This window comes from Pseudomonas sp. Sample_11 (assembly GCF_004307505.1).
GTDB lineage: Bacteria > Pseudomonadota > Gammaproteobacteria > Pseudomonadales > Pseudomonadaceae > Aquipseudomonas > Aquipseudomonas atacamensis.
This window is the reverse complement of the sequence record NZ_RCOD01000004.1, coordinates 33,532-59,804: the sequence shown is the minus strand read 5'-3', so window position 1 is coordinate 59,804 and position 26,273 is coordinate 33,532. Positions and strand designations below refer to the sequence as shown.

The following is a 26,273-nucleotide window of genomic DNA, read 5'->3' as shown; positions in this document are numbered from 1 at the left end:
GTGGCCGGCAGTGTTGCGGTCGATCCGACTGCCTCGTTCTTCAAACGTGTGCTGCGTTTCGCCGGTCCCGGTTTGCTGGTGTCGATCGGCTACATGGATCCGGGCAACTGGGCGACCGCGATCGAGGCCGGTTCGCGTTTTGGCTACAGTCTTTTATTCGTCGTGTTGCTGGCGAGTCTGGCCGGCATGGTGGTGCAGTGCCTGTGTTCGCGGCTGGGCATCGCCACTGGTCGCGATCTGGCGCAGTTGTCCCGCGAGCGCTACAGCACGCCGACAGCGCGCCTGCAATGGCTGCTGGCGGAAATCTCGATCATCGCCACCGACCTCGCCGAAGTGCTCGGCTGCGCTCTCGCGTTTCACTTGCTGCTCGGTTGCTCGCTGACCTTCGGCATCGCTCTGACGGCTTTCGACACGCTGTTGGTGCTGGCCCTGCAGAACCGGGGATTCCGCCGTCTCGAAGCGATCATGCTGGTGCTGGTCGCGACCATCGGTGTGTGTTTCTTCGTCGAATTGTTGTTGATCAAACCGTACTGGCCAGACGTGGCGCTGGGCTTCAAACCCTCGCTGTCCGCGATCAGCGATGCGGCGCCGCTGTATCTGGCCATCGGCATCCTCGGCGCCACAGTGATGCCGCATAACCTGTATCTGCACACCTCGATCGTGCAAACGCGGATGATCGGCAAGGACCTGGCGAGCAAGCGGGACGCGGTGAAACTGGCGCGCATCGACACCATCGGTTCCCTGGCCCTGGCGCTGCTGGTCAACGCGGCGATCCTGATTCTCGCAGCGGCGGCGTTTCACCAGTCCGGGCACACCGATGTGGTCGACATTCAGGACGCCTATCACCTGCTCGACCCACTGGTTGGCGGTGCGCTGGCCAGTGTGCTGTTCGGCGTGGCACTGCTCGCGTCGGGGCAAAGTTCGACCTTCACCGGGACCATCGCCGGGCAGGTGATCATGGAGGGCTATCTGAACCTGCGCATCCCGTGCTGGCAGCGGCGTTTGATCACTCGCGGGCTGGCGCTGATTCCGGCGTTCATCGGCGTCTGGCTGCTCGGTGATGGCGCGATCGGCAAACTGCTGGTGTTGAGCCAGGTGGTGCTCAGCCTGCAACTGCCGTTTGCCTTGTACCCGCTGATCCGCATGACCAACGATCGGCAATTGATGGGGCCGTTCGTCAATCGCTGGCCCACGCGGGTGCTGGCCTGGGGGCTGTTTGTGTTGATCAGCGGGGCGAACAGCTGGTTGATATTGCAGTGGGCGGTTTGATCACTGAGTTGCGGTGACTGGCAGGGCCTATTCGCGAGCAGGCTCGCTCCCACACGCCGCAATCTGGATGGCCAGCCGACGAGGGGTCATCCATCAACTTGTTTCGCGGCGGGCGAGCCTATACTGTATGTGCACACAGTAAAGAGCCCGCGCCATGCAAATCATCGACAAGCTGAGCATCCTCGCCGACGCCGCCAAGTACGACGCCTCCTGCGCCAGCAGTGGTGCGCCCAAGCGCAGCTCCGAGGGCAAGAGCGGGCTCGGTTCGACGGACGGCATGGGCATTTGCCACAGCTACACGCCGGACGGGCGCTGTGTGTCGTTGCTGAAAATCCTGCTGACCAACTTCTGTCTTTACGATTGCCAATATTGCGTCAACCGCCGTTCCAGCGATGTGCCACGTGCGCGCTTCACCCCGGAAGAAGTCGTGACGCTGACCATGGATTTCTACCGGCGCAACTGCGTCAGCGGGCTGTTTCTCAGCTCCGGGATCATTCGCTCGGCGGACTACACCATGGAGCAACTGGTGCGCGTCGCCAAGTTGCTCCGCGAAGAGCACGAATTTCGCGGCTACATCCATTTGAAGACCATTCCGGAAGCCGATCCCGCCTTGATCGAAGAAGCCGGGCGCTATGCCGATCGCCTCAGCGTCAACATCGAACTGCCCACCGATGCCAGCCTGCAGACACTGGCGCCGGAGAAGGACATCACCTCGATCAAGCAAGCGATGAACACCATCTACACCGGCGTGCAAACAGTGTTGAACGAGCCGCGCTCGGCAAAATTCGCCCCGGCCGGACAAAGCACGCAATTGATCGTCGGTGCCGATGACACCGACGACAGCACCATCCTCCACAGCGCTCAGTCCCTTTATGGCAACTTCCGTTTGCGCCGGGTCTATTACTCGGCATTCAGTCCGATCCCCGACAGCCCGAAAAGCGTACCGCTCGCCGCGCCACCGCTGATGCGTGAGCACCGTTTGTATCAGGCTGATTTCCTCCTGCGCAGCTACGGCTACAGCGCTGAGGAATTGCTCAAAGGCCCGGGCAATCTGGCGCTCGATATTGACCCGAAGCTGGCTTGGGCGCTGGAAAATCGCGAAGTGTTCCCGCTGGACCTCAATCGTGCCGACGCGACGTTGATCGCACGCATCCCGGGCATCGGCTTGCGCACCACCGAGCGCCTGGTCGAGTTGCGCCGTCAGCGCCGCATCCGTTACGAAGATGTGGCACGGATGCGCTGTGTGCTGGCCAAGGCCAAGCCGTTCATCATCACCAGCGATTACCACCCGCAACAGGCGGAAGTCACCAGTCACATGCTCTACCAGCAATTGCGCGACCGGCCGATGCCGCAGCAGATGGGGTTGTGGGGATGATCAGTCTCGATTGTGACGATCTGTTCGACACCTGGCGCCAGCAGGCGCGCTGGTTGCTCAGCCATGAAATCGACCCAAGTCTGGTGAGCTGGGCGGCGGAAGGGGTGGGCGATCTGTTTGCCAGCGATGATCACGTGCCCGAAGGGCAGGGGCCGTTTCAGGCGCGTATTCCCCGTGCGCTGCTCGCCACCCTCGAACAAGCGGCGCGCTATCGCGGCGAACAGCGCTGGAGCCTGTTGTATGAAGTGCTCTGGCGCGTCAGTCACGGCGACCGCACGGCGATGATGGCGGGCGACAAGCTCGGCAGCGAATTGCAGCGGCGCATCAAGCAGGTCAGCCGCGAGGCCCATCATCTGCATGCGTTTGTGCGTTTCATCGAGCGGTCCAAGGATCTGCCTGGTCCACAATACGTGGCGTGGCACGAACCGGCGCATGACATTCTGCACAGCGCCAGCGAGCATTTCATCGGGCGAATGGGCCAGCATCGCTGGTTGATCGCCACACCGCGTGACGGCGTTTATTACGACGGTGAGCAATTGATTCACGAGCGGCAGTGCCCGATTGAGTGGCAGCAACTGGCGCAGAACGTCGACGATCCCCACGGCGATTTGTGGTTAACCTACTACAGCCACATCTTCAACCCGGCGCGGTTGAACCCGAAGGTCATGCAAGGGCATCTGCCGGTGCGGTTCTGGAAGAATCTGCCGGAGGGGGAGTTGATACCGGGATTGATCACCCAGGCGCGGATGGGCAAGCAGCAGAATGGGCAGGCGAGTGGGATTGCTGATCGACTTGGTAAACGGATTGCCTTGAAGAGCGAAAAGCCTACCTCACCCCAGCCCTCTCCCGGAGGGAGAGGGAGCCGACCGAGGTGTTCTTGCGAACTCCATCGACCTGAATGGCCGAGGTGAGCGCGATTTTTGAAAAGCGCACAAGTCGGCTCCCTTTCCCCCTCGCCCCCTTGGGGGAGAGGGCTGGGGTGAGGGGGAAAAGATCTCCAGCCTTACACAAAAAAAACCAACAACCACAATCAAAAAAGCCCCCCACCAATCACTCGGTGGAGGGCTTTTGAGCATCAGCAGTCGTCAGATCAAACCTTGACGATCCAGCCCGCTGGCGCTTCGATGTCGCCGGTCTGCACGCCAGTCAGCTCTTTGTAGAGCTGCTGGGTTACCGGGCCTACCTCGGTTTCGCTGTGGAACACATGCAGGTGATCGTTGTAGCTGATGCCACCAATCGGCGTGATCACCGCAGCGGTACCGCAGGCACCGGCTTCCTTGAAGTCCGACAGCTTGTCGATCAGCACGTCGCCTTCGACCACTTCCAGGCCCAGACGCGATTTGGCCAGTTCGATCAGCGACAGGCGGGTGATGCCTGGCAGGACCGATGGCGAGTTCGGGGTGACGAACTTGTTGTCGTGGGTGATCCCGAAGAAGTTGGCCGAACCGACTTCCTCGATCTTGGTGTGGGTCATCGGATCGAGGTAGATCGCGTCGGCGAAGTTGGCTTTCTTGGCTTTCGAGCCCGGCATCAGGCTGGCGGCGTAGTTGCCACCGACCTTGGCCGCACCGGTGCCTTGCGGGGCCGCGCGGTCGTAGCTGGAGATCTGGAAGTTGTGCGGGGTCAGGCCGCCCTTGAAGTAGGCGCCGACCGGGATGCAGAAGATCGAAAAGATGAACTCGGGCGCGGTGCGCACGCCGATGTTGTCACCGACGCCGATCACGAACGGGCGCAGGTACAGCGCGCCGCCGGTGCCGTACGGCGGGATGAAACGCTCGTTGGCGCGAACCACGGCTTTGCAGGCTTCGATGAACTGCTCGGTGTCGACCGTCGGCATCAGCAGACGCGCGCAGCTGCGTTGCATGCGCAGGGCGTTCTGGTCCGGGCGGAACAGGTTGATCGAGCCGTCCTTGCAGCGATAGGCCTTCATGCCTTCGAAGCACTGCTGACCATAGTGAAGGGCGGTGGAGCCTTCGCTGATGTGCAGGACGTTATCTTCGGTCAGGGTGCCTTTGTCCCACTCGCCATCGCGAAAGTACGACAGATAGCGCTTGTCGGTCTTGATGTAGTCAAAACCCAGCTTGTCCCAATTGATGCTTTCGTTACCCATGACACCCTCTATCACTGAACAACCGCCGAAACGGTTCAAGGCTTCTGACGTTTTTTTGGATGGGCACAACAATACTTCATTCTTGAGCGGTTTCGCAGCCGGAATTCGCTCCGCTGATCGTTCCCTCGACTGATCGTTCCCACGCTCTGCGTGGGAATGCCTCATCGGACGCTCCGCGTTCGGCTGTTGGGACGCAGAGCGTCCCGGGCTGCATTCCCACTCGGAGCGTGGGAACGATCAATTTGACGGATTTACAGATGCAGCGCATGCCCCAGCGCCCGCAACGCCGCTTCCTGCACCGCTTCGCCCAAGGTGGGGTGGGCATGAATGGTGCCGCCGATGTCTTCCAGTCTCGCGCCCATTTCCAGGCTCTGCGCGAATGCCGTCGACAATTCGGAAACGCCGACTCCCACCGCTTGCCAGCCGACAATCAGATGATTGTCGCGACGTGCGACCACGCGGACGAAGCCGCTTTTCGATTCCAAGGTCATTGCGCGGCCGTTGGCGGCGAACGGGAAGCTTGCAACGATGCAGTCCAGCCCCGCAGCCTTGGCCTCGTCCGGAGTTTTGCCGACCACCACCAGTTCCGGGTCGGTAAAGCACACGGCGGCGATGGCGGTCGGGTTGAATTCGCGGCGCTTGCCGCTGATCAGCTCGGCAACCATTTCGCCCTGAGCCATGGCGCGGTGGGCCAGCATCGGTTCGCCGCTCACGTCGCCAATGGCGTAGACGTTGCGCATGCTGGTCTGGCAACCGCTGTCGATCCTGATCGCCGAACCGTTCATGTCCAGATTCAGTGCTTCGAGATTGAAGCCTTGAGTATTGGGTTTGCGACCGACGGCAACCAGTACTTGGTCGGTTTCCAGATTGAGGGTTTCGCCTTCGGGATCGCGCACCTGCAATGTGCCGTCGAAACCGAGCACGCTGTGCTCGAGGTACAGCTTCACACCCAGTTGCTTGAGCGCCTCATGCACCGGTTGCGTCAGTTCTGCGTCGTAAGCCGGCAGGATGCGGTCCTGCGCCTCGACCACGCTGACTTCGGCGCCGAGCTTGCGATAGGCGATGCCCAGCTCCAGGCCGATGTAACCACCGCCGACCACGACCAGGCGTTTCGGCACAGACGTCGGCGCCAGCGCTTCGGTGGAGGAGATGATTGGCCCGCCAATCGGCAGGATCGGCAGGTTGACGCTGGTCGAGCCGGTGGCCAGCACCAGATGCTCGCACTGGATTCGGGTATCGCCGACTTCCACGGTTTTGCCGTCGATGATTTTCGCCCAGCCGTTGATGACCTGAACCTTGTTCTTCTTCAACAGCGCGGCGACGCCAGTGGTCAGGCGATCAACGATGCCGTCCTTCCACTCGACGCTTTTGCTGATATCCAGGGTCGGCGCGGCAACGCTGATGCCCAACGCCGAATGCTGGCTGTGATGCTGCGTCTGATGAAACTGCTCAGCCACATGAATCAGCGCTTTCGACGGAATGCAGCCGATATTCAGGCAGGTGCCGCCCAACGATTGGCCTTCGACCAGGATGGTCGGGATGCCCAATTGCCCGGCGCGGATTGCCGTGACGTAACCGCCGGGGCCGCCGCCGATGATCAGCAGCGTAGTGTTCAGAGATTGCATTCGGGCTTACTCCACAAACAAGGTGGCGGGTTGTTCGAGCAAGCCACGGATGGCCTGAATGAAGAGCGCCGCGTCCATGCCGTCGACCACGCGGTGATCGAAGGAGCTGGAGAGGTTCATCATTTTGCGGATCACCACTTGGCCTTTGACCACCATTGGCCGTTCGACGATTTTGTTCACGCCGACAATGGCCACTTCCGGCAGGTTCAGCACCGGCGTGCTGACAATGCCGCCCAGCGCACCGAGGCTGGTCAGAGTAATGGTCGAACCGGACAGCTCATCGCGGCTGGCCTTGCCATTGCGCGCGGCGTTGGCCAAACGCGAAATTTCCGCGGCGCTGTCCCACAGGCTGCGCGCTTCGGCGTGACGCACCACCGGCACCATCAGGCCGACATCGCTTTGCGTGGCAACACCGACATGCACCGCGCCGAGGCGGGTGATGACTTGCGCTTCGTCGTCGTAACGGGCGTTCATTTGCGGGAAGTCGCGCAGGGCCACCACCAGCGCGCGAACGAGGAACGGCAACAAGGTCAACTTGCCACGGCTGGCGCCATGTTTTTCATTCAGGTGCGCACGCAGTTCTTCGATCGCGGTGACGTCGATTTCCTCGACATAACTGAAGTGCGCGGCACGCTGAGTGGCGTCCTGCATGCGCTGGGCGATCTTGCGGCGCATGCCGATCACTTGAATCTGTTCTTCGTCGTTGCGTTGAGCGTAAGCGGCAGCGGCCGGCGCCGAAGCATTCGACTGACCTTGCGCCAGATAGGCCTCAAGATCCTCATGCAACACGCGACCGGCCGGGCCGCTGCCGCGCACCAGACGCAATTGAATGCCCAGATCCAGCGCATGTTTGCGCACGGCCGGCGATGCGAGCGGGCGTTCATTCGCTTCGCGAGCAACCATCGGGCCTTGGCAAACGGCAGCCGGACGTGGTGCGGTGACTGCGGCGGGTTTGCTTTCGACAGCGGCTTCAACTTTCGGCGCAACCGGTGCTTCTTTGACCGGCGCGGGCGCGGCGGACTCCTTAAGGTTGCCAGCCCCTTCGACTTCAATGCTGATCAGCACACTGCCGACCGCCATCACTTCACCCGGCTGACCACCAAGGGCAATCACCTTGCCATGCACTGGCGACGGAATATCGACCATCGCCTTGTCGGTCATCACATCCGCCAGCACCTGGTCTTCAACCACCAGATCGCCAACCTTGACGTGCCACTGCGACAGTTCTACTTCTGCGATGCCTTCGCCAATGTCCGGCATCTTGATAACGTGCGTGCCCATTCAGACCTCCATGACCCGTTTCAACGCCGCGCCCACGCGGGACGGCCCTGGGAAATACGCCCACTCCTGCGCGTGCGGGTAGGGGGTGTCCCAACCGGTGACGCGCTCGATCGGCGCTTCCAGGTGATGGAAGCAATGCTCTTGCACCAGCGATACCAGCTCGGCGCCGAAACCGCAGGTGCGGGTGGCTTCGTGAACCACCACGCAGCGGCCGGTTTTCTTCACCGACTTGACGATGGTTTCCAGGTCCAGCGGCCACAGGCTGCGCAGGTCGATGACTTCGGCATCGACGCCGGATTCTTCGGCAGCGACTTGCGAGACGTATACGGTGGTGCCGTAGGTCAGCACGGTCACGTCCTTGCCCGGGCGAGTGATCGCAGCGACGTCCAGCGGCACGGTGTAGTAACCGTCCGGCACCTGGGCTTGCGGGTGTTTCGACCACGGGGTTACCGGGCGGTCGTGATGGCCATCGAACGGGCCGTTGTACAGGCGTTTCGGCTCAAGAAAGATCACCGGGTCATCGTTTTCGATGGAGGCGATCAGCAAGCCTTTGGCGTCGTAGGGGTTGGACGGCATCACCGTGCGCAGACCGCAGACCTGAGTGAACATCGCCTCGATGCTCTGGCTGTGGGTCTGGCCGCCGTAGATGCCACCGCCGCAAGGCATGCGCAGGGTCATCGGTGCGGTGAATTCACCGGCCGAGCGATAACGCAGACGCGCTGCTTCGGAGATGATCTGGTCGGAGGCGGGGTAGACGTAGTCGGCGAACTGGATTTCGGCGACCGGGCGCAGTCCGTAAGCACCCATGCCCACGGCGACGCCGACGATGCCGCTTTCCGAGATCGGTGCGTCGAACACCCGCGAGGTGCCGTACTTGGTCTGCAGGCCTTCGGTGCAGCGGAACACGCCGCCGAAGTAGCCGACGTCCTGACCGAACACGACGACGTTGTCATCACGCTCAAGCATCACATCCATGGCCGAGCGCAGGGCCTGGATCATGGTCATGGTGGTCGTGGTCATGGCGGTTTCCAACTGAATATTGTTGTTGTGATCGTTCATGTCAGATCCCCAACTGCTGACGCTGGCGCTTCAAGTGCTCCGGCATCTCTTTGTAGACGTCTTCGAACATGGTCGCGGCGCTTGGAATCTGCCCGCCGGCGAGGGTGCCGTACTGTTCGGCCTGTTTCTGCGCGGCAATCACTTCGGCTTCAAGTTCAGCGCTGACGGCGCTGTGCTCTTCCTCCGACCAGTGGCCGACCTTGATCAGGTGCTGTTTCAGACGCGCGATCGGGTCGCCGAGCGGGAAGTGGCTCCAGTCATCGGCAGGGCGGTATTTCGATGGGTCGTCGGAGGTCGAGTGCGGGCCGGCGCGGTAGGTGACCCATTCGATCATGGTCGGGCCGAGGTTGCGCCGGGCGCGTTCGGCAGCCCAGGCGGAAGCAGCGTATACCGCGTAGAAATCGTTGCCATCGACACGCAGCGAGGCGATCCCGCAACCGACGCCGCGTCCGGCGAAAGTCGTGGCTTCACCGCCGGCGATGGCCTGGAAGGTGGAAATCGCCCACTGGTTATTCACGACATTGAGGATCACCGGCGCGCGATAAACGTGAGCGAAGGTGAGGGCGGTGTGGAAGTCCGATTCGGCGGTGGCGCCATCGCCGATCCATGCCGAGGCGATTTTCGTATCGCCCTTGATCGCCGAGGCCATGCCCCAGCCAACGCCCTGAATGAACTGGGTGGCGAGGTTGCCGGAGATCGTGAAGAAGCCGGCGTCCTTGACCGAATACATGATCGGCAACTGGCGGCCCTTGAGCGGATCGCGCTCGTTGGACAGCAGTTGGCAGATCAGGTCGACCAGCGGCACATCGCGGGCCATGAGGATGCTTTGCTGGCGGTAGGTCGGGAAGCACATGTCATCGATGTTCAGCGCCAGAGCCTGGGCGCTGCCGATGGCTTCTTCGCCGAGGCTCTGCATGTAGAACGACATCTTTTTCTGCCGCTGGGCAACCACCATGCGGTTGTCGTAGATGCGCGTCTTGAGCATCGCGCGCATGCCTTTGCGCAGGATCTCGACCGGCACGTTTTCGGCCCACGGGCCGAGGGCGTTGCCCTGATCGTCGAGCACGCGGATAAGGCCACGGGCGAGGTCGGCGGTATCGGCAGGTTCTACATCGACAGGAGGTTTGCGCACCGTACCGGCATCGGTCAGATGCAGGTAGGAAAAGTCGGTTTTGCAGCCGGGACGGCCCGAGGGTTCAGGGACGTGCAGGCGCAGCGGTTCATACGCTTGGGTCATGGCTTCTACGCTCGATCTTGTGAATTTCTTGTAGTGAGCTGGCAGTCATTCCGGGATGAGGAAATCTTGTCCTACAACAATCATAGGCGTGGCCAAGAAGAATATTTCTCTGTGTTTCGTTGCGCTGGGGACCATTTGCAGATAGAAATTCTGCATAAACATAAAAAACAGGTGGTTTTGTCTCATGCGCAAACTGGACCGTACCGACATCGGCATTCTCAACAGCCTTCAGGAGAACGCGCGCATCACCAACGCCGACCTCGCTCGCTCGGTGAACCTGTCGCCGACGCCGTGCTTCAATCGGGTCAAGGCCATGGAAGAATTGGGCTTGATTCGCGAGCAGGTCACGCTGCTGGATGCCGATCTGCTGGGGCTGCACGTGAACGTGTTCATTCACGTCAGCCTGGAAAAACAGGTAGAGGAGGCGTTGCAGCATTTCGAGGAAGCGATTTCTGATCGGCCTGAGGTGATGGAGTGCTATCTGATGGCGGGTGATCCGGATTATCTGATTCGCGTGCTGGTGCCGAGCATTCAGTCGCTGGAACGCTTCATGATGGATTTTCTGACCAAGGTGCCGGGGGTGGCGAACATCCGCTCCAGCTTTGCGCTGAAGCAGGTGCGTTATAAGACCGCGTTGCCGTTGCCTGCGAACGGTTTGACGTTGGGGACGTGAAGATCAAAACATCGCAGCCACGGCAGCTCCATTCGCCGATCGTTCCCACGCTCCGCGTGGGAATGCATCCCGTGACGCTCTGCGTCACTTCTTGAGGCGGAACGCGGAGCGTCCCTGGCGGCATTCCCACGCAGAGCGTGGGAACGATCAGTTGGCTCCGCGCGTGAATCAGCGCGGTCAGAGTTTGTTAAGCGGAATCTTCAGGTAAACCACGCCATTCCCCTCAGGCGCCGGCAGATTCCCCGCCCGCACGTTCACCTGAATCGCCGGCAGCAGCAACGTCGGCATGCCTAACCCAGCGTCACGTGTCGTGCGCATCTCGACGAACGCCGCTTCATCGATCCCGTCATGCACATGAATATTGCTTTTGCGCTGTTCGCCGACAGTGGTCTGACACTGTGAGGCGCGGCCTTCGGGCGGGTAATCGTGGCAGACGTAAAGCTTCACGCTGGCGGGAAACGCCAGCAGCTTCTGGATCGACTTGAACAATTGCTGCGCATTGCCGCCAGGGAAATCACAGCGCGCGGTGCCGACATCGGGCATGAACAGCGTGTCACCCACCAGGATCTGCTCGCCGTCGATCAGGTACGCCATGTCCGCTGGCGTATGGCCGGGGACGTGCAGCGCGGTAGCCTTGAGGTCGCCGATCATGAACGACTCGTTCGGCGCGAACAGATGATCGAACTGCGAGCCATCGACGCAAAATTCCGGCTCCAGATTGAACAGCGCCTTGAACACATTCTGCACTTTGCTGATCGATTCACCGATGGCGATCTTACCGCCCAGTTCCCGACGCAGGTACGGCGCGGCGGAGAGGTGATCGGCGTGGGCGTGGGTTTCCAGCAGCCATTGCACTTGCAGCCGGTGCGCACGCACGAAAGCGATGATCTTGTCCGCCTGCGCCGTGCCGGTGCGCCCGGCAGCGCCATCGTAGTCAAGCACCGGGTCGACGATCGCGCACTGGCCGCCGTCGGCTTCATAGACCACGTAGCTGTAGGTCGAGGAGGCGGGGTCGAGGAACGCTTCAATCTGGGCGGACATGGCAGAAACCTGTGCTGAGGAATTTCGAGTTGCAACAGTTTATGTAAAAACATAATGTTCGCAGCTTAAGTGACCTTCAAGGCCTCGTGCAAATGCAATCCAGTCTGACCGAATGTGAAGTCGCCCAACTGCGCGCCTCGGCGTCCAAAGCCTGCGCCTTGCTCAAAGCCCTGGCCAATGAGGATCGTCTGTTGATCCTCTGTCAACTGACCCAGGGCGAACGCAACGTCGGCGAGCTGGAAAAAGTGACCGGCGTACGCCAGCCGACGCTGTCCCAGCAACTGGGCATCTTGCGCGATGAAGGCCTGGTCGCGACCCGCCGCGAAGGCAAATACATTTTCTACGGCCTGGCCAGTCACGAAGTGATTCAGGTGATGAAAACTCTGTCGGGGCTGTATTGCGGAGCGGTACTCAAGAGCTGGGAACAGCCATAAATGCCAGCCCTCACACTTACTTACCCTGTGGGAGCTGGCTTGCCAGCGATGAGGACTTATCAGCCAATATTTATGTGACTGACACACCGCTTTCGCTGGCAAGCCAGCTCCCACAGGTTCTTTGGTTTGACCCGAACAAATCCTTGCGTGCAGCAAAAGGAACAAGCAATGAACGATCAACACTGGGGCCCATCCATCAGTGCGGACATCGTGGTCATCGGCGGTGGCACGGCCGGCATCGGTTTTGTCGCCAGCCTGCTCAAGCGTGACCCGCAGCTCAAAGTCACCGTGATCGAACCGAGTTCACAGCACTACTATCAACCGGCGTGGACGCTGGTCGGCGGTGGTGCGTTTGATGTGAAAGACACCGTCAGGCCGATGAGCAAAGTCATGCCGCGTCAGGCGACGTGGATTCAGGCCAGTGTCAGCGCCATCGACCCGCAAAGCCGCCAACTCACCCTCGACGACCAGCGCACCGTCAGCTATCAGAACCTGATCGTCTGCCCCGGCCTGCGCCTGGCCTGGGAGAAAATCGAAGGCTTGCAGGAAAGCCTCGGCCAGCACGGCGTCACCTCCAACTACAGCTATCAACACGCCCAGTACACCTGGGATCAAGTGCAGAAACTGCGCGACGGCCGGGCGCTGTTCACCCAACCAGCGATGCCGATCAAATGTGCCGGCGCGCCGCAGAAGGCCCTGTATCTGTCTTGCGATTACTGGCGCAAATCCGCCGTGCTGAAAGACATCAATGTCGAATTCAACCTCGCTGGCGCTGCGCTGTTTGGCGTGCCGACCTTTGTGCCGCCGTTGATGAAGTACATCGAACAGTACGACGCGCAACTGGCGTTCAACTCGAATCTGGTCAAGGTCGACGGCCCGGCAAAAACCGCGTGGTTTGACGTCAAGGACGCCGACGGCAATGTCAGCCGGGTCGCGAAAACCTTCGATCTGCTGCACGTCGTGCCGCCACAAGTCGCGCCGGATTTCATCGCACAGAGTCCGCTGGCCGATGCCGGCGGTTGGTGCGAGGTCGATCCGCACAGCCTGCAGCATCTGCGCTATCCCGAGGTGTTCGCACTGGGCGATATCTGCGGCACCAGCAACGCGAAAACCGCCGCAGCGGTGCGCAAGCAGGTTGTCGTCGTTGCGCAGAACCTGCTGGCCGCGCGCAAACAACAGCCGCTGCCGCTCAAGTACGACGGCTACGGCTCGTGCCCGCTGACGGTGGAGAAGGGCAAGGTGATCCTCGCCGAGTTCGGCTATGGCGGCAAACTGCTGCCGACTTTCCCGCTGGACCCGACCGTGGCCCGCCGTTCGGCGTGGTGGCTGAAGGCGACGCTGCTGCCGTGGTTCTACTGGCACGGCATGCTCAAGGGGCGCGAGTGGCTGACGCGTCTGTCCAGGGTCGACTGAGAAAACCCCCTATGTTGCTGGCAAGTCTGTTTGGCGTGGTGATGGGGTTGGTCCTCGGCCTGACCGGCGCAGGCGGCGGGATTCTCGCGGTGCCGGCGCTGGTGCTCGGGCTCGGCTGGACGATGACGCAAGCGGCGCCGGTGGCCTTGTTTGCGGTCGGCAGCGCGGCGGCGGTCGGGGCGATCGATGGTTTGCGCCATGGCCTGGTGCGTTACCGCGCGGCGCTGTTGATCGCGGCACTGGGCGCGGTGTTTTCGCCGCTGGGGATCTACTTCGCACATCAGTTGCCGGAAAAGATTCTGATGATGCTGTTTAGCCTGCTGATGGTCTTGGTCGCTTGGCGAATGTTCAGAAAGGAGCGTCAGCAAGCCGGGCCGAGCGATCACGGCCATGCCAGTTGGGGGCAGAAAAACTGCATGCTCAACGAGCAGACCGGGCGCTTCGACTGGACCGCCAAATGCACCGCCACCCTGGCTGCACTGGGAGCGGTTACTGGCGTGGTTTCGGGTTTACTGGGCGTCGGCGGCGGCTTTCTGATCGTGCCGGCGTTCAAGCAACTGACCGATGTGCAGATGCGCGGCATCGTTGCGACGTCGTTGATGGTGATCAGTCTGATTTCCGCGATCGGGGTGATCGGCGCGTTTCATGCGGGGGTGCGTATCGACAGCCAGGGTGGGGCGTTCATTGTCGCCAGCATCGTTGGCATGCTCATCGGTCGCAGGCTGTGCGCGCAGGTGCCGGCGCGGGCGTTGCAGGTGGGGTTTGCCAGTGTCTGTCTGGTGGTCGCGGGGTACATGTTGTTGCGGGCGTGAAGAGCAAAAGATCGCAGCCTCCTTGCACGAGGCTGCGATCTTCTCAGCGGGTCACAACACCAGGTGCGGCAGCCACAGCGAAATCGCCGGAACGTAGGTCACCAGCAGCAGTACCAGGAACAGCACGCCATAGAACGGCAGCAGCGCTTTCACCGTGCTTTCGATACTGACCTTGCCCACCGCCGAGCCGACGAAGAGCACGGCCCCCACCGGCGGTGTTATCAGTCCGATTCCCAGGTTGACCAGCATGATCATGCCGAACTGCACCGGATCGACACCGATGCCCATGATCACTGGCATCAGGATCGGCGTGAGGATCAGGATCAGCGGCGCCATGTCCATCACCGTGCCAAGCAACAGCAACATCACGTTGATGCACATCAGGATCACGTAGCGGTTGTCCGACAGGGTCAGGAACAGCGTGGTGATCTTCGCCGGGATCTGCATCAGGGTCATGATGTAGCCGAAGCTGGCGGCGAAACCGATCAGGATCATCACGATGGAGATGGTGCGCACCGTGCGGTGCATCAGCTTGGGCAGCTCGCGCCATTTGTAATCGCGATAAATGAACATGGTCACGAAGAATGACCACAGCACCGCGATGGCCGCCGATTCAGTGGCGGTGAAAATACCCGAGAGAATGCCGCCGAGGATGATCACCATCGCCATCATGCCCCACAGGGCTTCGCCGACAATCTTCAGCGCCTGGCGCATCGGAATCACTTCGCCCTTGGGGTAGTTGCGCTTTTTCGCGAAGATCAGGCACAGGACCATCAGGCAGGCGCTCATCAGCAGGCCCGGGACGATGCCGGCCATGAACAGCGAAGCGATCGAAACGGTACCGCCAGCGGCCAGCGAGTAGAGCACCGAGTTGTGGCTTGGCGGAGTCAGCAGGGCTTGCACCGAACCGCTGACGGTCACGGCGGTGGAGAAGTCCCGTGGATAACCCTTGCGCTCCATCTCCGGAATCAGCACCGAACCCACCGACGCGGTGTCGGCCACTGACGAACCGGAGATCGCACCGAAGAAGGTCGAGGCAACAATGTTGACCAGCGACAGACCACCACGGACGAAACCTACCAGCACCCCGGCACACGCCACCAACCGCCGGGACATGCCGCCCTCGGCCATGATCGCGCCGGCGAGGACGAAGAACGGAATGGCCAGCAGCGAGAATTTGTTCACCCCCGAGGCGACCTGGATCATCACCGCCTGGAAGGGAATGTCGATCCACCAAGCGCCGATCAGCGCAGCGGCGCCCAACGCGTAGGCGACCGGCATGCCGATCAGGATCAATACGATAAAACTGCCCAGCAGGATCAGAGCGTCCATTAAACGGCACCTTCACTTTCTTCAACCAGGTCGAACTGCACGACCCGACGTTTGCTCTGGTCACCGAGCAAGAGTTTTTCCACGACAAAAATCAGCGTCAGCAGGCCGCCCAGGGGGATCGGCAAATAGGTCACGCCAACCCGCAGATCGGGCAGGGCGGCCATGAACTGGTTCCAGGTGGACATGCACAGCTTGGTGCCCCAGATGGTCATGAAGATGCAGATGGCCGCCATCAGCAGTTGCGAAAAAATCGCCGCTGCGGCTTTCATTTGCGCCGGCATGCGGTCGGTGAGCATGGCCACGGCCATGTGCGCACCGGCGCGGTAACTGGCGGCGGCGCCGATGAAGGTGAACACCATCATCAGCAGGATCGCCGTCGGCTCTGGCCAGCTGGAGCCGGTGCCGAGCACGTAGCGGGCGAAGACGCCCCAGGGAATCATCAGGGAAATCGCCAGGACGGAAAGGCCGGCGACCCAGATGCACGTCATGTAGATCTTGTCGTTGATACGCAGCAGCAGATTCTTCATCGGGTTCCACCGTAACCGGGCGCGCCTGAACCGCTGGCGCGCCGGGCCTTTTTCATGAGTACGGAGCGGGAGGCGTTACTGAACGGCTTCGATCTTTTTGATCAGATCGGCATAAGGCGCGCCGTATTTTTCGCGAACCGAGGCCGTAGCGTCGTAGAAAGGTTTCTTGTCAACGGTGATGAACTCGACACCGGCAGCCTTGAGTTTTTCCTCGCTGGCAGCGGACTTCTTGTCCCACAGCACGCGCTCTTCAGCCTGGGCAGCCTTGGCGGCTTTCTTGACCATTTCCTGCTGATCCGGGGTGAGTTTTTCCCAGGTGATTTTCGACATCACGATTGGCTCTGGCAGGATCAGGTGACCGGTCAGGCTGTAGAACTTGGCGTTCTGGAAGTGGTTGTGTTCGAGCAGGGTCGGCGGGTTGTTCTCCGCACCGTCGATCACGCCGGTCTGCAGGGCACTGAAGATTTCGCCGGTATCCATGGCGATGCCGTTACCGCCCATGGCGTTCATCATGTCGATGAACATCGGGTTGCCTTGTACGCGGATCTTCATGCCCTTGAGGTCTTCGAGCTTGCGCACCGGTTTCTTGGTGTAGATGTTGCGCGTGCCGCCGTCCATCCAGGCCAGGGCCACCAGGCCGAATTCAGAGTTGGTGATTTTGCCGAGGATCTCGTCGCCCACCGGTCCGTCGATGACGTTACGCATGTGTTGCTGATCGCGGAAGATGAACGGCATGTTGAACACGTTCACATCCGGCACCACGGGGCCGACGATCCCCAGGCTGACGCGGGACAACTGCACTGCGCCGACCTGCATCTGCTCGATGACTTCCTTTTCCGATCCCAGCACACCGCCCGGGAAATACTGGAAAGTCAGTTCGCCGTTGGTTTCCTTGGTCAGGGCCTTGCCCATGTTTTCTTCAGCCACCACGGTTGGATAACCGGCGGGGTGAATGTCGGCAAATTTGAGTTTCATTTCCGCCTGAGCGGCACCGGCAAAGGTGAACATCAGCGGGAGTGCAGCGGCGAGCAAGGTGCGTTTGAAGTTCATGGGGGGTGAGTCTCCAGTCTTGTTATTTTTGTGTTCAAGGCGCAGCGGTGCAGCAGAGGGTCTAAAGCAAATCGTTGAATTGCGGTTCGGCGAGGCCTTTGACGCCTGGCTTCAGGGCGAACACGCCGCCGGCCAGGGATTGCGGGTCGTGGTCATCGCCGGGGCGAATCGAGGCGACAAACAAGGTGTCCAGGTTGCTGCCGCCGAAAGCGCACATGGTCGGTTTCTTCACCGGTACTTCCAGCGAGAAATCCAGTCGGCCATCCGGGGCAAAGCGGTGGATCAGGCCGGCGTCGTTGGCGCAGATCCAGTAGCAGCCTTCGGCATCCACGGCAGCGCCATCGGGGCGGCCGGGGAAATGATTCATGTCGACGAAGATTCGGCGATTCGATGGCGTGCCGGTCTCGGTGTCGTAATCGAAGGCCCAGATCAGTTGCACATTGGGGTGCGAATCCGACAGGTACATGGTTTTGCCGTCAGGGCTGAAAGCGAGGCCGTTGGGCACGATGAAGCCATCCAGTTGCGCTTCGATCACGCCAGTCTGCCCGGCGCCGTAGCGATAGAGCCGGCCTTCAGGCGCGTTCAGGCCCATGTTCAGCACCATGCTGCCCGCCCAGAAACGCCCTTGGCGATCACAGCGACCGTCGTTGAGGCGCATGTCGGCGCGGCTGTGCTCGACGGTGGCGAGCAACTCACTGTCGAGGCTGCCGTCGCTGTGCGGGTGCAGGCGAAAGAAGCCGCTTTCCATGCCGGCGACCCAGCCACCACTGCGGTGGCGGGTGATGCAGGCGAGCATTTCCGGGGCCTTCCACGAGGCAACATGGCCAGTGTCAGCGCTCCAGCGTTGCAGTCCGCCGTTGGGGATGTCGACCCAGTACAGGGCGTTTTCCTGCGGCACCCAGACCGGGCTTTCACCGACCGCGTTGCGGGCGTCGACGATCAATTCGGCTTGCATACTCATTCCCATGGTTTTTATTAAAGGGGATCAAGTCGAACGGTCAGTCGCCGAACGGGCCTGCTGCGACGAAAGCGCCGCCTTGGTAGATCCGCGCCGGATCATCGTCGGCCGGCATCGGCTGCGCTTCGACCTTGTCGCGGAACACTTCCGAGGTGTCCTTGGCTTCGAAACCGAGGTGGCTGGCGTAGCGGTTGTCCCACCAGACGTCTTTGTTGGCGGACATGCCGTAGACCACGGTGTGGCCGACGTTCGGTGTGTACAGCGAGCGTTCGAGCAGTTGCGTGAGATCGTCGAAGCTCAGCCAGGTGTGCATCATCCGGCGGTTCTGCGGTTCGGGGAACGAGGAGCCGATGCGGATGCTGACGGTTTCGATGCCGTAGCGATCGAAGTAGAAACTGGCCATGTCTTCGCCGTAGGACTTGGACAAGCCGTAGTAACCATCGGGACGACGCGCTGAAGTGGCGTCGAGCTTTTGGTCCTGTTTGTAGAAACCGATGACGTGGTTGGAACTGGCGAAGATCACCCGCTTCACACCGTGCTTGCGCGCCGCTTCGTAAATGTGGAACACGCCGCAGATGTTGGCACCGAGGATTTCTTCGAACGGGCGCTCGACCGAGACGCCGCCGAAATGCAGGATCGCATCGACGCCTTCGACCAGTTGATGCACGGCTTGCTTGTCGGCGAGGTCGCAGAGCACGACTTCTTCGTGTTCGTCGACGGCCGGGGCGAGGGCGGCGATGTCGGACAGGCGCAGCACATTGGCGTAAGGGCGCAGGCGTTCGCGCAACACTTTGCCCAGGCCGCCTGCGGCACCGGTCAGCAGCAGGCGGTTGAAAGGAGCGCGGGGGGTAGAGGTAGACGTCATGGCAATCCCTGAACACATTGTTATTAGGTTTGTTGTAGGTTGTCGTATGACTGCGCTGAAGTATCGGTAGGGTTTCCGGATCTTGTCAACGCGACTTTTGGTGTAGATGACGGAAGGGGCGATTCATTTTTTCAGCACCCGATACCTGCCTGGCAATGCAATCCCCTTGTGGGAGCGAGCCTGCTCGCGAATGCGCTGTGCCAGTCAGCACAAGTCGACTGGTCCGGCGCTTTCGCGAGCAGGCTCGCTCCCACAGGGCAAACCGCCAACCGTTACAACAACGAAATCGGATAGCTGATAAAGATCCGGTTCTCGTCAAATTCGTTGGTGCTGAAGTCCCGGCGAATGGTCGCGTTGCGCCATTTCACGTTGAGGTTCTTCAGCGGGCCGCTCTGCACGGTGTAGGCCAGTTCCGATTCGCGGCCCCATTCCTTGCCGTCATTGGTGGTGGCGGTGTGTACGTTATCGCCGCTGATGTAGCGGTTCATCAGGGTCAGACCAGGCACGCCCAGGGCAACGAAGTTGTAGTCGTGACGCACCTGCCAGGAGCGCTCTTTGGCGTTGTCATAACTGGCGTTGTAACTGTCGTTGGCGAGGGTGCCGCCGCTGGTGCCGTTGACGCGCATCCACGCATCGTCGCCGGTGAGTTTCTGCAGGCCGACGTAGAAGGTGTTGCCGCCATACTTGGCCGAGAGCAGGGCGAACGCGGTCTTGTTGTCGAGATCGCCGGCCTGAGCGCTGCCGTCTTCCTTGCCGGTGAAGAAACCGAGGTTGGCGCCCAGCGTCCAGTCGCCCATCGGCTGGCTGTGGCTGAGGTTGAAATACTGCTGCTGGTAGATGTCGGTGAGCTCGGCGTACCACACGCCGACCATGGTGCGCTTTTCGTTGAAGGTGTATTCGCCGCCGCCGAAGTTGAAGCGATCGGAGGTGAACGCACCGCGGCCGTTCATCGACATGTCTTCCATGCTCGCGTCGTTGCGCGGGCTGTTGCCACGGAACTGCCCGCCGTAGACGGTCAGGCCGTTGATCTCGGTGGACGTGATCTGGCCACCGCGAAAGGTCTGCGGCAGGGAGCGGCCATCGTCAGAGCGCAGGATCGGCAGCACGGGCATCCATTCACCGACTTTCAATTCGGTCTTCGAGACTTTGGCTTTCAGCGCCACGCCGAGGCGGCCGAAGTTGTCGGCCGGGCGCCCGTCATCATGAATCGGCAACAACTGCGTACCGCCGGTGCCTTTGCCGCCATCGAGCTTTTGCGAATACAGCCCGAGCACATCGAGGCCGAAGCCGACGGTGCCTTGGGTGAAGCCGGATTTGGCGTCGAGAATGAAGCTCTGCGTCCACTCTTCAGCCTTGCCCTGCGGATAGGCCGGGTTGACGAAGTTGCGGTTGAAGTAGGCGTTGCGCAGGTTCAGCGTGGCTTTGCTGTCGTCGAGGAAGCCTTCGGCATCGGCGCTCATCGGCAGGGCCAGAGCGAGGCTGCTGCAACCGATCAGGCTGAGGGTCGAACGCGGCTTGAAATGGGCAAAACGTGAAGGGCGGACGGAATTGCGGGCGAGTGGGCTCACTGTGACGCTCCCTGGATCGTTTGTTGTTTTTATTATTTGTCATACGTCGTCGTACAACATCGATGCGGATATTTCCCAGATTTACTGGGATTGTCAACTGGAAGTTATGCGATGACCGTCTATGCGACGCCGCACGCCTTGTAGGAGCTGCGGCACGCTGCGATCTTTTGACCTTGCTTTTGAAAAATCAAAAGATCGCAGCCTCGTTTCACTCGACAGCTCCTACAGGGTTTTTTGTTGTCCATGGGGTAGGAGCTGCGGCACGCTGCGATCTTTTGATCTTGCTTTTGAAAAATCAAGAGATCGCAGCCTCGTTTCACTCGACAGCTCCTACAGGGACTTGTGTTGTCCATGGAGTGTGTGCTGCAAAGAAATATGCGGCAAACTTCCTCCACCCCCAGCACCAGGCCGATCCATGGATAAATACGCCCCGCGCAACTGGCAACCCCACGAAAAGCCCAGCCTGCCCGGTTCTCCGTCGACGCCGCTGCATTCCACGCCTAAGCGCCTGGCGTATGCGGCGGTCGGTGTGCTGGTGGCGGTGACCGGTGGGTTGGGCAACTCGCTGGTGGTTGCCAACCTGCCTTACCTGCAAGGCTCGCTCGGCGCGACCACGGCGGAGATGGCCTGGCTGCCGGCGGCCTATGTGATGACCAACGTGTCGATGAACCTGCTGTTGGTGAAGTTTCGCCAGCAGTTCGGATTGCGCGCGTTCACCGAAGTGTTCCTTGTGTTGTACGCGCTGGTGACCTTCGGCCATTTGTTCGTCAACGATCTCAACTCGGCAGTGGCGGTGCGGGCTGCCCACGGCATGGTCGGTGCGGCGCTGAGCTCGCTGGGTCTGTATTACATGGTGCAGGCGTTCCCGGCGAAATGGCGGCTCAAAGCGTTGGTGCTCGGCCTCGGCACGTCGCAACTGGCGTTACCGCTGGCGCGGCTGTTTTCCGAAGACCTGTTGCAGATCGCCGAATGGCGCGGTTTGTACTTGTTCGAATTGGGCATGGCCCTGCTGTCACTCGGCTGTGTGTTGCTGCTGAAGCTGCCGCCCGGTGACCGCTTCAAAACCTTTGAAAAACTCGATTTCCTCACCTTCGCCATCCTCGCCACGGGTGTGGCGTTGTTGTGCGCGGTGCTGTCGCTGGGGCGGATCGACTGGTGGCTGGAGGCAGACTGGATCGGCGTGGCGCTGGCCTGTTCGATCGCGCTGATCATCATGGGCCTGGCTATTGAGCACAACCGCAGCAACCCGATGTTGATGACCCGCTGGCTGGGCAGCGGAACGATGATCCGCCTGGCGCTGGCGGTGACCCTGATTCGCATGGTCACCTCGGAGCAATCCACCGGCGCCGTGGGGTTCATGCAGAACCTCAACATGGGCTATGAGCAGTTGCACAGTCTGTACGTAGTGATGCTGATCGGCAGCATCGCCGGGCTTGCCACCAGCGCGTTGACCATCGATCCCAAACACCTGCTGATGCCGTTGATCATTTCCTTGGCACTGATGGCCACCGGTTCGGTGATGGACAGCTTCTCGAACAACCTGACCCGTCCCGCCAACATGTATTTCAGCCAGTTCCTGCTGGCGTTCGGCAGTACGTTTTTTCTCGGCCCGACCATGGTCTTCGGCACGCGCAACGTGCTGACCAATCCGCGCAACCTGGTGAGCTTTTCCGTGCTGTTCGGGATCTGCAATAACCTCGGCGGACTGCTCGGCGCGGCGTTGCTTGGCACTTTTCAGATCGTGCGGGAGAAGTACCATTCCAGCCACATCGTCGATCATCTGGTGATGTCCGATCCGTTGGTGGCGGCGCGAGTGCAGAGCGGCGGCTCGGCGTTCGGCGGTTTGCTCGCCGACCCGAGCCTGCGCAATCTGGCCGGCATGCGCAGCCTCGCCAATGCGGCGACACGCGAAGCGAACGTGCTGGCCTATAACGATGTCTTCATGCTGATCGCGGTCATTGCGGTACTGACCATGATCTGGCTTTCGATTCGCGCGTTGTGGCTGATGAGCACCACCAAAGCCATTGAGCCGACACCTTCCGTACCACCCAGCGGTGCCACTTCTTCATGACCGAACCGACCACCACAACCACCAACGCCATCGCCGCCACACCTGAAGGGGAGGCGCCGCCGTCATCACCCAACACTGCGCCGCGTTCGCTGCGGGTGCGGATCATTTCTTCACTGGGCTTTGCCGCAATCGCCATCGTCGGCGTGCTGATCGTGTTGTATGCCTGGCAACTGCCGCCATTCAGCAGTGCGGTCGAAACCACCGAAAACGCCTTGATTCGCGGGCAGGTGACGATCATCGGCCCGCAGCTAAGCGGCTATGTGTTCGAAGTGCCGGTGCAGGACTTCCAATACGTCAAGGCCGGGGACCTGCTGGTGCGTCTGGACGACCGCATTTATCAGCAGCGCCTCGACCAGTCCCTGGCACAACTGGCAGTGCAGAAGGCCGGACTGGCCAACGTCGTGCAGCAGCGCAACAGCGCCGAAGCAACGATCAAATTGCGTCAGGCGGTGCTTGCCGACAGCCAGGCGCAGTTGCGCAAGAGCGAGGCGGATCTGCGGCGTAATCAGGAACTGGTGCGCGACGGCTCGGTGTCCAAGCGCGAATTCGACGTGACTCTCGCTGCCAACGCGCAAAGCACCGCTTCTGTGGCGCAGGCCAAGGCCAATCTGGAAATCGCCCGGCAGGATCTGCAAACGGTGATCGTCAATCGCGGCTCGCTGGAGGCCGCCGTGGCCAGTGCTGAAGCGGCGGTGCAACTGGCGCGGATCGATCTGTCGAACACACGGATTGTCGCCCCGCGCGACGGCCAGCTCGGGCAGATCGGCGTGCGCTTGGGGGCTTACGTCAACTCCGGCGCGCAGCTGATGGCGTTGGTCCCGGACCAGAAGTGGGTGATCGCCAACATGAAGGAAACCCAGATGGCCAACGTGCGGGTCGGGCAACCGGTACGCTTCACCGTCGACGCCTTGAACCACCGCAGATTCACCGGCCACGTGCAGCATATTTCGCCGGGCACCGGTTCGGAATTTGCCTTGCTTCAGGCCGACAACGCCACCGGTAACTTCGTCAAGATCGCCCAGCGCGTGCCGGTGCGCATCACCATCGATCCCGATCAGCAGGAAGAAGAACGCTTGCGGCCGGGGATGTCAGTGGTTGTCAGCATCGACACCGCCGCCGGCGACACCCAACCCCACTGATCAATGCATGACCCTGTGGGAGCGAGCTTGCTCGCGAAAGCGTCGTATCAGTAACATTTCTTTATCTGACACACCGCTTTCGCGAGCAGGCTCGCTCCCACAGGGTAGTGCTCACGGGGCTCTATTCATTCGGGCGAGGGGGTGACCCGGCAACTTTTGCGGTTGCGGATTTGCTCGTCGCTGGGTCTCTCGCGAACGAATTCGAAGCGCGGTTCGCCTTCGCTGTAATGCACCAGCCAGCCCCATTCCAGTTCGCTTTCGTCCTGTCCGGGATGCGGTGGCCGGGCCCACCAGGGTTCTTTGCTGAGGATCTCGCGCATGGCAGCCTCCGGTTGATGGCAATCCTTGAACTATAGCTTCCTGTCGCGAGTCGTCAGAACAGGCTGTGTAGAATCGGCGCGATCATGACGATATGGGGGGCAGGGCGATGATGGATGAAGTGCGCAGGGATGAACCGTCGAAACGGCTGTTTTTCGCTTTGGACTGCCCACCGGCGCAGCGCAAGGCGATCGCCCAGTGGCGCGCGGAGCTGGGTCTGCGCAGCGGCAAACCGGTGCCGGCGGATAACTTTCATCTGACTCTGCTGTTCCTCGGTGCGGTGCCGCTGGCGCAGATTCATGGCGTCTGCGAAGCCGCCGGCAGCGTACGTATTCTGGGCGAAACGTTGCGCATTGCGCTGGATCGTTTGCAGGTCTGGCATCGCCCCGGTGTGCTATCGCTGGCACCAGAACAGGCGCCGCCAGCGTTGTTGCGCCTGGTCTACGCGCTGGAACAGGCGATGCTGCCGTTCGGTTTTGACGAGCCCACCCACGAGTTCCGTCCGCACCTGACACTGGCGCGGGAGTACCGCGCGCCGGAGCCGGAATCGCGCACGCCGCCGGAGTTCTTTCTGCGTGCTGAACGCTTCGCTCTGTTCGAATCGCACAAGGGTCGGTATCGGGTTGTGCAGGACTGGCCGCTGATCTGAACGAATAAAAAAAGGCGCCCGAAGGCGCCTGCAAATTCACCCGAGCCGAGGGAGCCGGGTGAGGCCGTTCAGAGCAGGGTGCAGCGGTGGTAAGGCGCTGCGTGAACGGAAAATTTTCAGCACTGCATTGATCGTTCCCACGCTCCGCGTGGGAATGCAGCCCGGGACGCTCCGCGTCCCAAAGCGGACGCAGAGCGTCCATTGAGGCATTCCTACGCGGAGCGTGGGAACGATCAGTCAATCAGCGTTGCCCGACGGGCTTATTTACCGAGCTTCACCCGCGTCCAGCCGCGCGTCATGATCCGCTGCGTGGCAATCGGCTGATCCGGCACTGCATACAAGGTCGCCATCACCGCTTGCGACGGATACGAGCCCGGTTCGTTGCGGATCGCTTCGTCCACCAGTGGCGTGGCCGCTGCGTTGGCGTTGCTGTAGCCGATGCTGTTGGTGACTTCGGCAATGATGTCCGGGCGCATCAGGAAGTCCATGAACAGGTAGGCGTTGTCGACGTTCGCCGCATCACGGGGGATGGCGACCATGTCGTAGAAACTGCCGGCGCCTTCCTTGGGAATGCTGTAGTCGATCACCACGTTGTTGCCCGATTCCACCGCGCGGGCCTTGGCCTGCAGGACGTCGCCGGAGTAACCGACCGCCACGCAGATGTTGCCGTTAGCCAGATCGGAGATGTACTTCGAGGAATGGAAATACGCCACGTAAGGGCGGATTTTCATGAACAGCGCTTCGGCTTCGGCGATGTGCGCCTTGTCCTTGTCGTTCACCGGATAGCCCAGATAGTGCAGGGCGGCCGGGAGCATTTCGGTCGGCGAATCGAGAAAACTGATGCCGCAGGCTTTGAGCTTTTCCGCGTTCTCCGGTTTGAACAGCAAGTCCCAGGAGTTGGTCGGGGCGTTGGCGCCGAGCACTTCCTTGACCTTCGCCGGGTTGAAACCGATGCCGATCGAGCCCCACATGTACGGGAACGCATGCGCGTTGTCCGGATCACTGGCGGCGGCGTTTTTCAGCAGCACCGGGTTGAGATTCTTCCAGTTCGGCAGCTTCGATTTGTCCAGCGGCTGGTAGACGCCGGCCTTGATCTGCTTGGCGAGAAAACTGTTCGACGGCACGACGATGTCGTAGCCGGATTTGCCCGCGAGCAGGCGCGCTTCCAGGGTTTCGTTGCTGTCGAAGACGTCGTAGGTCACGCGAATGCCGGTCTCGTCTTCGAATTTCTTCACGGTGTCCGGCGCGATGTAATCGGACCAGTTGTAAACACGCAGCACCTTGTCGTTGGCCTGGGCGCCCATGACCATCGCGCCCATTAAGGACAGTGTCAGCAGAGTCCTGCCAAACATTTTCATCGGTACAACTCCCTTCTTCTTATTCAACAAAACAAACGCTCGGTGCACTTGAACCTTGTGGCGAGGGGATTTATCCCCGCTCAGCTGCGAAGCAGTCGCAAAACCTGAA

Annotated in this window: 23 protein-coding genes and 1 pseudogene; 10 read left to right on the top strand and 14 right to left on the bottom strand. The window is 60.9% G+C overall.

The features are described 5' to 3' along the window. The 3 genes and pseudogenes from D8U60_RS00665 to D8U60_RS00655 all read left to right on the top strand — a co-directional run. On the top strand, positions 1 to 1,269 hold the full coding sequence (locus D8U60_RS00665) for an Nramp family divalent metal transporter (RefSeq protein ID WP_241663507.1): 1,269 nt from the start codon (positions 1 to 3) through the stop codon (positions 1,267 to 1,269). 154 nt (positions 1,270 to 1,423) lie between these two features. After that, entirely contained in the window at positions 1,424 to 2,644 is a 1,221-nt protein-coding gene (locus D8U60_RS00660; RefSeq protein WP_130899235.1) for a putative DNA modification/repair radical SAM protein, read from the top strand. Then, a pseudogene (locus tag D8U60_RS00655) lies at positions 2,641 to 3,459 on the top strand (TIGR03915 family putative DNA repair protein); the annotation flags it as partial. The gene D8U60_RS00660 and the pseudogene D8U60_RS00655, both read left to right, overlap by 4 nt. A 275-nt stretch (positions 3,460 to 3,734) precedes the next feature. On the opposite strand, the gene D8U60_RS00650 reads toward D8U60_RS00655, so the two are convergent. The 5 genes from D8U60_RS00650 to D8U60_RS00630 form a co-directional block, all read right to left on the bottom strand. Further along, positions 3,735 to 4,754 (bottom strand): branched-chain amino acid aminotransferase, encoded by a 1,020-nt coding sequence (locus tag D8U60_RS00650; RefSeq protein ID WP_016775201.1) that lies wholly within the window; start codon positions 4,752 to 4,754, stop codon positions 3,735 to 3,737. Between the two features lie 251 nt (positions 4,755 to 5,005). Then, entirely contained in the window at positions 5,006 to 6,379 is a 1,374-nt protein-coding gene (gene lpdA, locus D8U60_RS00645) for a dihydrolipoyl dehydrogenase (RefSeq protein WP_122751069.1), read from the bottom strand. Between the two features lie 6 nt (positions 6,380 to 6,385). Then, positions 6,386 to 7,660 (bottom strand): dihydrolipoamide acetyltransferase family protein, encoded by a 1,275-nt coding sequence (locus tag D8U60_RS00640; protein ID WP_130899234.1) that lies wholly within the window; start codon positions 7,658 to 7,660, stop codon positions 6,386 to 6,388. Further along, positions 7,661 to 8,719: an alpha-ketoacid dehydrogenase subunit beta gene (locus tag D8U60_RS00635; RefSeq protein ID WP_003224000.1), complete on the bottom strand. Its 1,059-nt coding sequence runs from the start codon at positions 8,717 to 8,719 to the stop codon at positions 7,661 to 7,663. It abuts the gene before it with no gap. A gap of 1 nt (position 8,720) precedes the next feature. Beyond that, positions 8,721 to 9,956 (bottom strand): 3-methyl-2-oxobutanoate dehydrogenase (2-methylpropanoyl-transferring) subunit alpha, encoded by a 1,236-nt coding sequence (locus D8U60_RS00630; protein WP_024013347.1) that lies wholly within the window; start codon positions 9,954 to 9,956, stop codon positions 8,721 to 8,723. A gap of 184 nt (positions 9,957 to 10,140) precedes the next feature. Between D8U60_RS00630 and bkdR the strand changes: the two genes are divergently transcribed. Continuing rightward, positions 10,141 to 10,629 (top strand): Bkd operon transcriptional regulator BkdR, encoded by a 489-nt coding sequence (bkdR, locus tag D8U60_RS00625; RefSeq protein WP_039762201.1) that lies wholly within the window; start codon positions 10,141 to 10,143, stop codon positions 10,627 to 10,629. Positions 10,630 to 10,806: 177 nt separating this feature from the next. On the opposite strand, the gene D8U60_RS00620 is transcribed toward bkdR, so the two are convergent. After that, complete coding sequence (locus tag D8U60_RS00620; protein WP_130899233.1) at positions 10,807 to 11,670, bottom strand: MBL fold metallo-hydrolase; 864 nt, start codon at positions 11,668 to 11,670, stop codon at positions 10,807 to 10,809. 92 nt (positions 11,671 to 11,762) lie between these two features. Between D8U60_RS00620 and D8U60_RS00615 the strand changes: the two genes are divergently transcribed. The 3 genes from D8U60_RS00615 to D8U60_RS00600 all read left to right on the top strand — a co-directional run bounded on the left by D8U60_RS00615 (position 11,763) and on the right by D8U60_RS00600 (position 14,329). Further along, on the top strand, positions 11,763 to 12,104 hold the full coding sequence (locus D8U60_RS00615) for a metalloregulator ArsR/SmtB family transcription factor (RefSeq protein ID WP_122612189.1): 342 nt from the start codon (positions 11,763 to 11,765) through the stop codon (positions 12,102 to 12,104). 168 nt (positions 12,105 to 12,272) lie between these two features. Further along, positions 12,273 to 13,517: an FAD/NAD(P)-binding oxidoreductase gene (locus D8U60_RS00605; protein ID WP_130899232.1), complete on the top strand. Its 1,245-nt coding sequence runs from the start codon at positions 12,273 to 12,275 to the stop codon at positions 13,515 to 13,517. 11 nt (positions 13,518 to 13,528) lie between these two features. Further along, positions 13,529 to 14,329, top strand: coding sequence for a sulfite exporter TauE/SafE family protein (locus tag D8U60_RS00600; RefSeq protein WP_016775192.1), 801 nt, complete (start codon positions 13,529 to 13,531; stop codon positions 14,327 to 14,329). A 51-nt stretch (positions 14,330 to 14,380) separates the two neighbouring features. Here D8U60_RS00600 and D8U60_RS00595 read toward each other — a convergent pair whose 3' ends face one another. From D8U60_RS00595 to D8U60_RS00570, 6 genes are all read right to left on the bottom strand, one after another. Continuing rightward, positions 14,381 to 15,661: a TRAP transporter large permease gene (locus tag D8U60_RS00595; RefSeq protein WP_130888722.1), complete on the bottom strand. Its 1,281-nt coding sequence runs from the start codon at positions 15,659 to 15,661 to the stop codon at positions 14,381 to 14,383. Then, complete coding sequence (locus D8U60_RS00590) at positions 15,661 to 16,188, bottom strand: TRAP transporter small permease (RefSeq protein WP_110645548.1); 528 nt, start codon at positions 16,186 to 16,188, stop codon at positions 15,661 to 15,663. The genes D8U60_RS00595 and D8U60_RS00590 overlap by 1 nt, the downstream gene beginning before the upstream one ends. A gap of 75 nt (positions 16,189 to 16,263) precedes the next feature. After that, positions 16,264 to 17,238, bottom strand: a complete 975-nt coding sequence (locus tag D8U60_RS00585) for a TRAP transporter substrate-binding protein (protein WP_016775188.1) — start codon at positions 17,236 to 17,238, stop codon at positions 16,264 to 16,266. 61 nt (positions 17,239 to 17,299) lie between these two features. Next, on the bottom strand, positions 17,300 to 18,193 hold the full coding sequence (locus tag D8U60_RS00580) for an SMP-30/gluconolactonase/LRE family protein (protein ID WP_130899231.1): 894 nt from the start codon (positions 18,191 to 18,193) through the stop codon (positions 17,300 to 17,302). Positions 18,194 to 18,236: 43 nt separating this feature from the next. Beyond that, positions 18,237 to 19,061 (bottom strand): NAD(P)-dependent oxidoreductase, encoded by an 825-nt coding sequence (locus tag D8U60_RS00575; protein ID WP_130899230.1) that lies wholly within the window; start codon positions 19,059 to 19,061, stop codon positions 18,237 to 18,239. A 272-nt stretch (positions 19,062 to 19,333) separates the two neighbouring features. Further along, positions 19,334 to 20,629, bottom strand: coding sequence for an OprD family porin (locus tag D8U60_RS00570; RefSeq protein WP_130899229.1), 1,296 nt, complete (start codon positions 20,627 to 20,629; stop codon positions 19,334 to 19,336). A 415-nt stretch (positions 20,630 to 21,044) separates the two neighbouring features. On the opposite strand from D8U60_RS00570, the gene D8U60_RS00565 reads away from it, so the two are divergent. Continuing rightward, a complete protein-coding gene (locus D8U60_RS00565) occupies positions 21,045 to 22,700 on the top strand; it encodes an MFS transporter (RefSeq protein WP_016775184.1) in 1,656 nt (551 codons plus the stop codon). Continuing rightward, a complete protein-coding gene (locus D8U60_RS00560; protein ID WP_110600944.1) occupies positions 22,697 to 23,839 on the top strand; it encodes an HlyD family secretion protein in 1,143 nt (380 codons plus the stop codon). Before D8U60_RS00565 ends, D8U60_RS00560 begins: the two co-directional genes overlap by 4 nt. A gap of 125 nt (positions 23,840 to 23,964) precedes the next feature. Here the strand turns inward: D8U60_RS00560 and D8U60_RS00555 are convergent, their stop codons facing one another. Further along, positions 23,965 to 24,159 (bottom strand): hypothetical protein, encoded by a 195-nt coding sequence (locus D8U60_RS00555; RefSeq protein ID WP_024013337.1) that lies wholly within the window; start codon positions 24,157 to 24,159, stop codon positions 23,965 to 23,967. Between the two features lie 107 nt (positions 24,160 to 24,266). Between D8U60_RS00555 and thpR the strand changes: the two genes are divergently transcribed. Next, the gene (gene thpR / locus D8U60_RS00550) at positions 24,267 to 24,806 is read left to right on the top strand and encodes an RNA 2',3'-cyclic phosphodiesterase (RefSeq protein WP_130899228.1); all 540 of its coding nucleotides are present in this window, start codon (positions 24,267 to 24,269) and stop codon (positions 24,804 to 24,806) included. A gap of 260 nt (positions 24,807 to 25,066) precedes the next feature. On the opposite strand, the gene D8U60_RS00545 is transcribed toward thpR, so the two are convergent. Continuing rightward, the gene (locus D8U60_RS00545) at positions 25,067 to 26,164 is read right to left on the bottom strand and encodes a polyamine ABC transporter substrate-binding protein (protein WP_095182000.1); all 1,098 of its coding nucleotides are present in this window, start codon (positions 26,162 to 26,164) and stop codon (positions 25,067 to 25,069) included. Between the last annotated feature and the right edge of the window lie 109 nt (positions 26,165 to 26,273).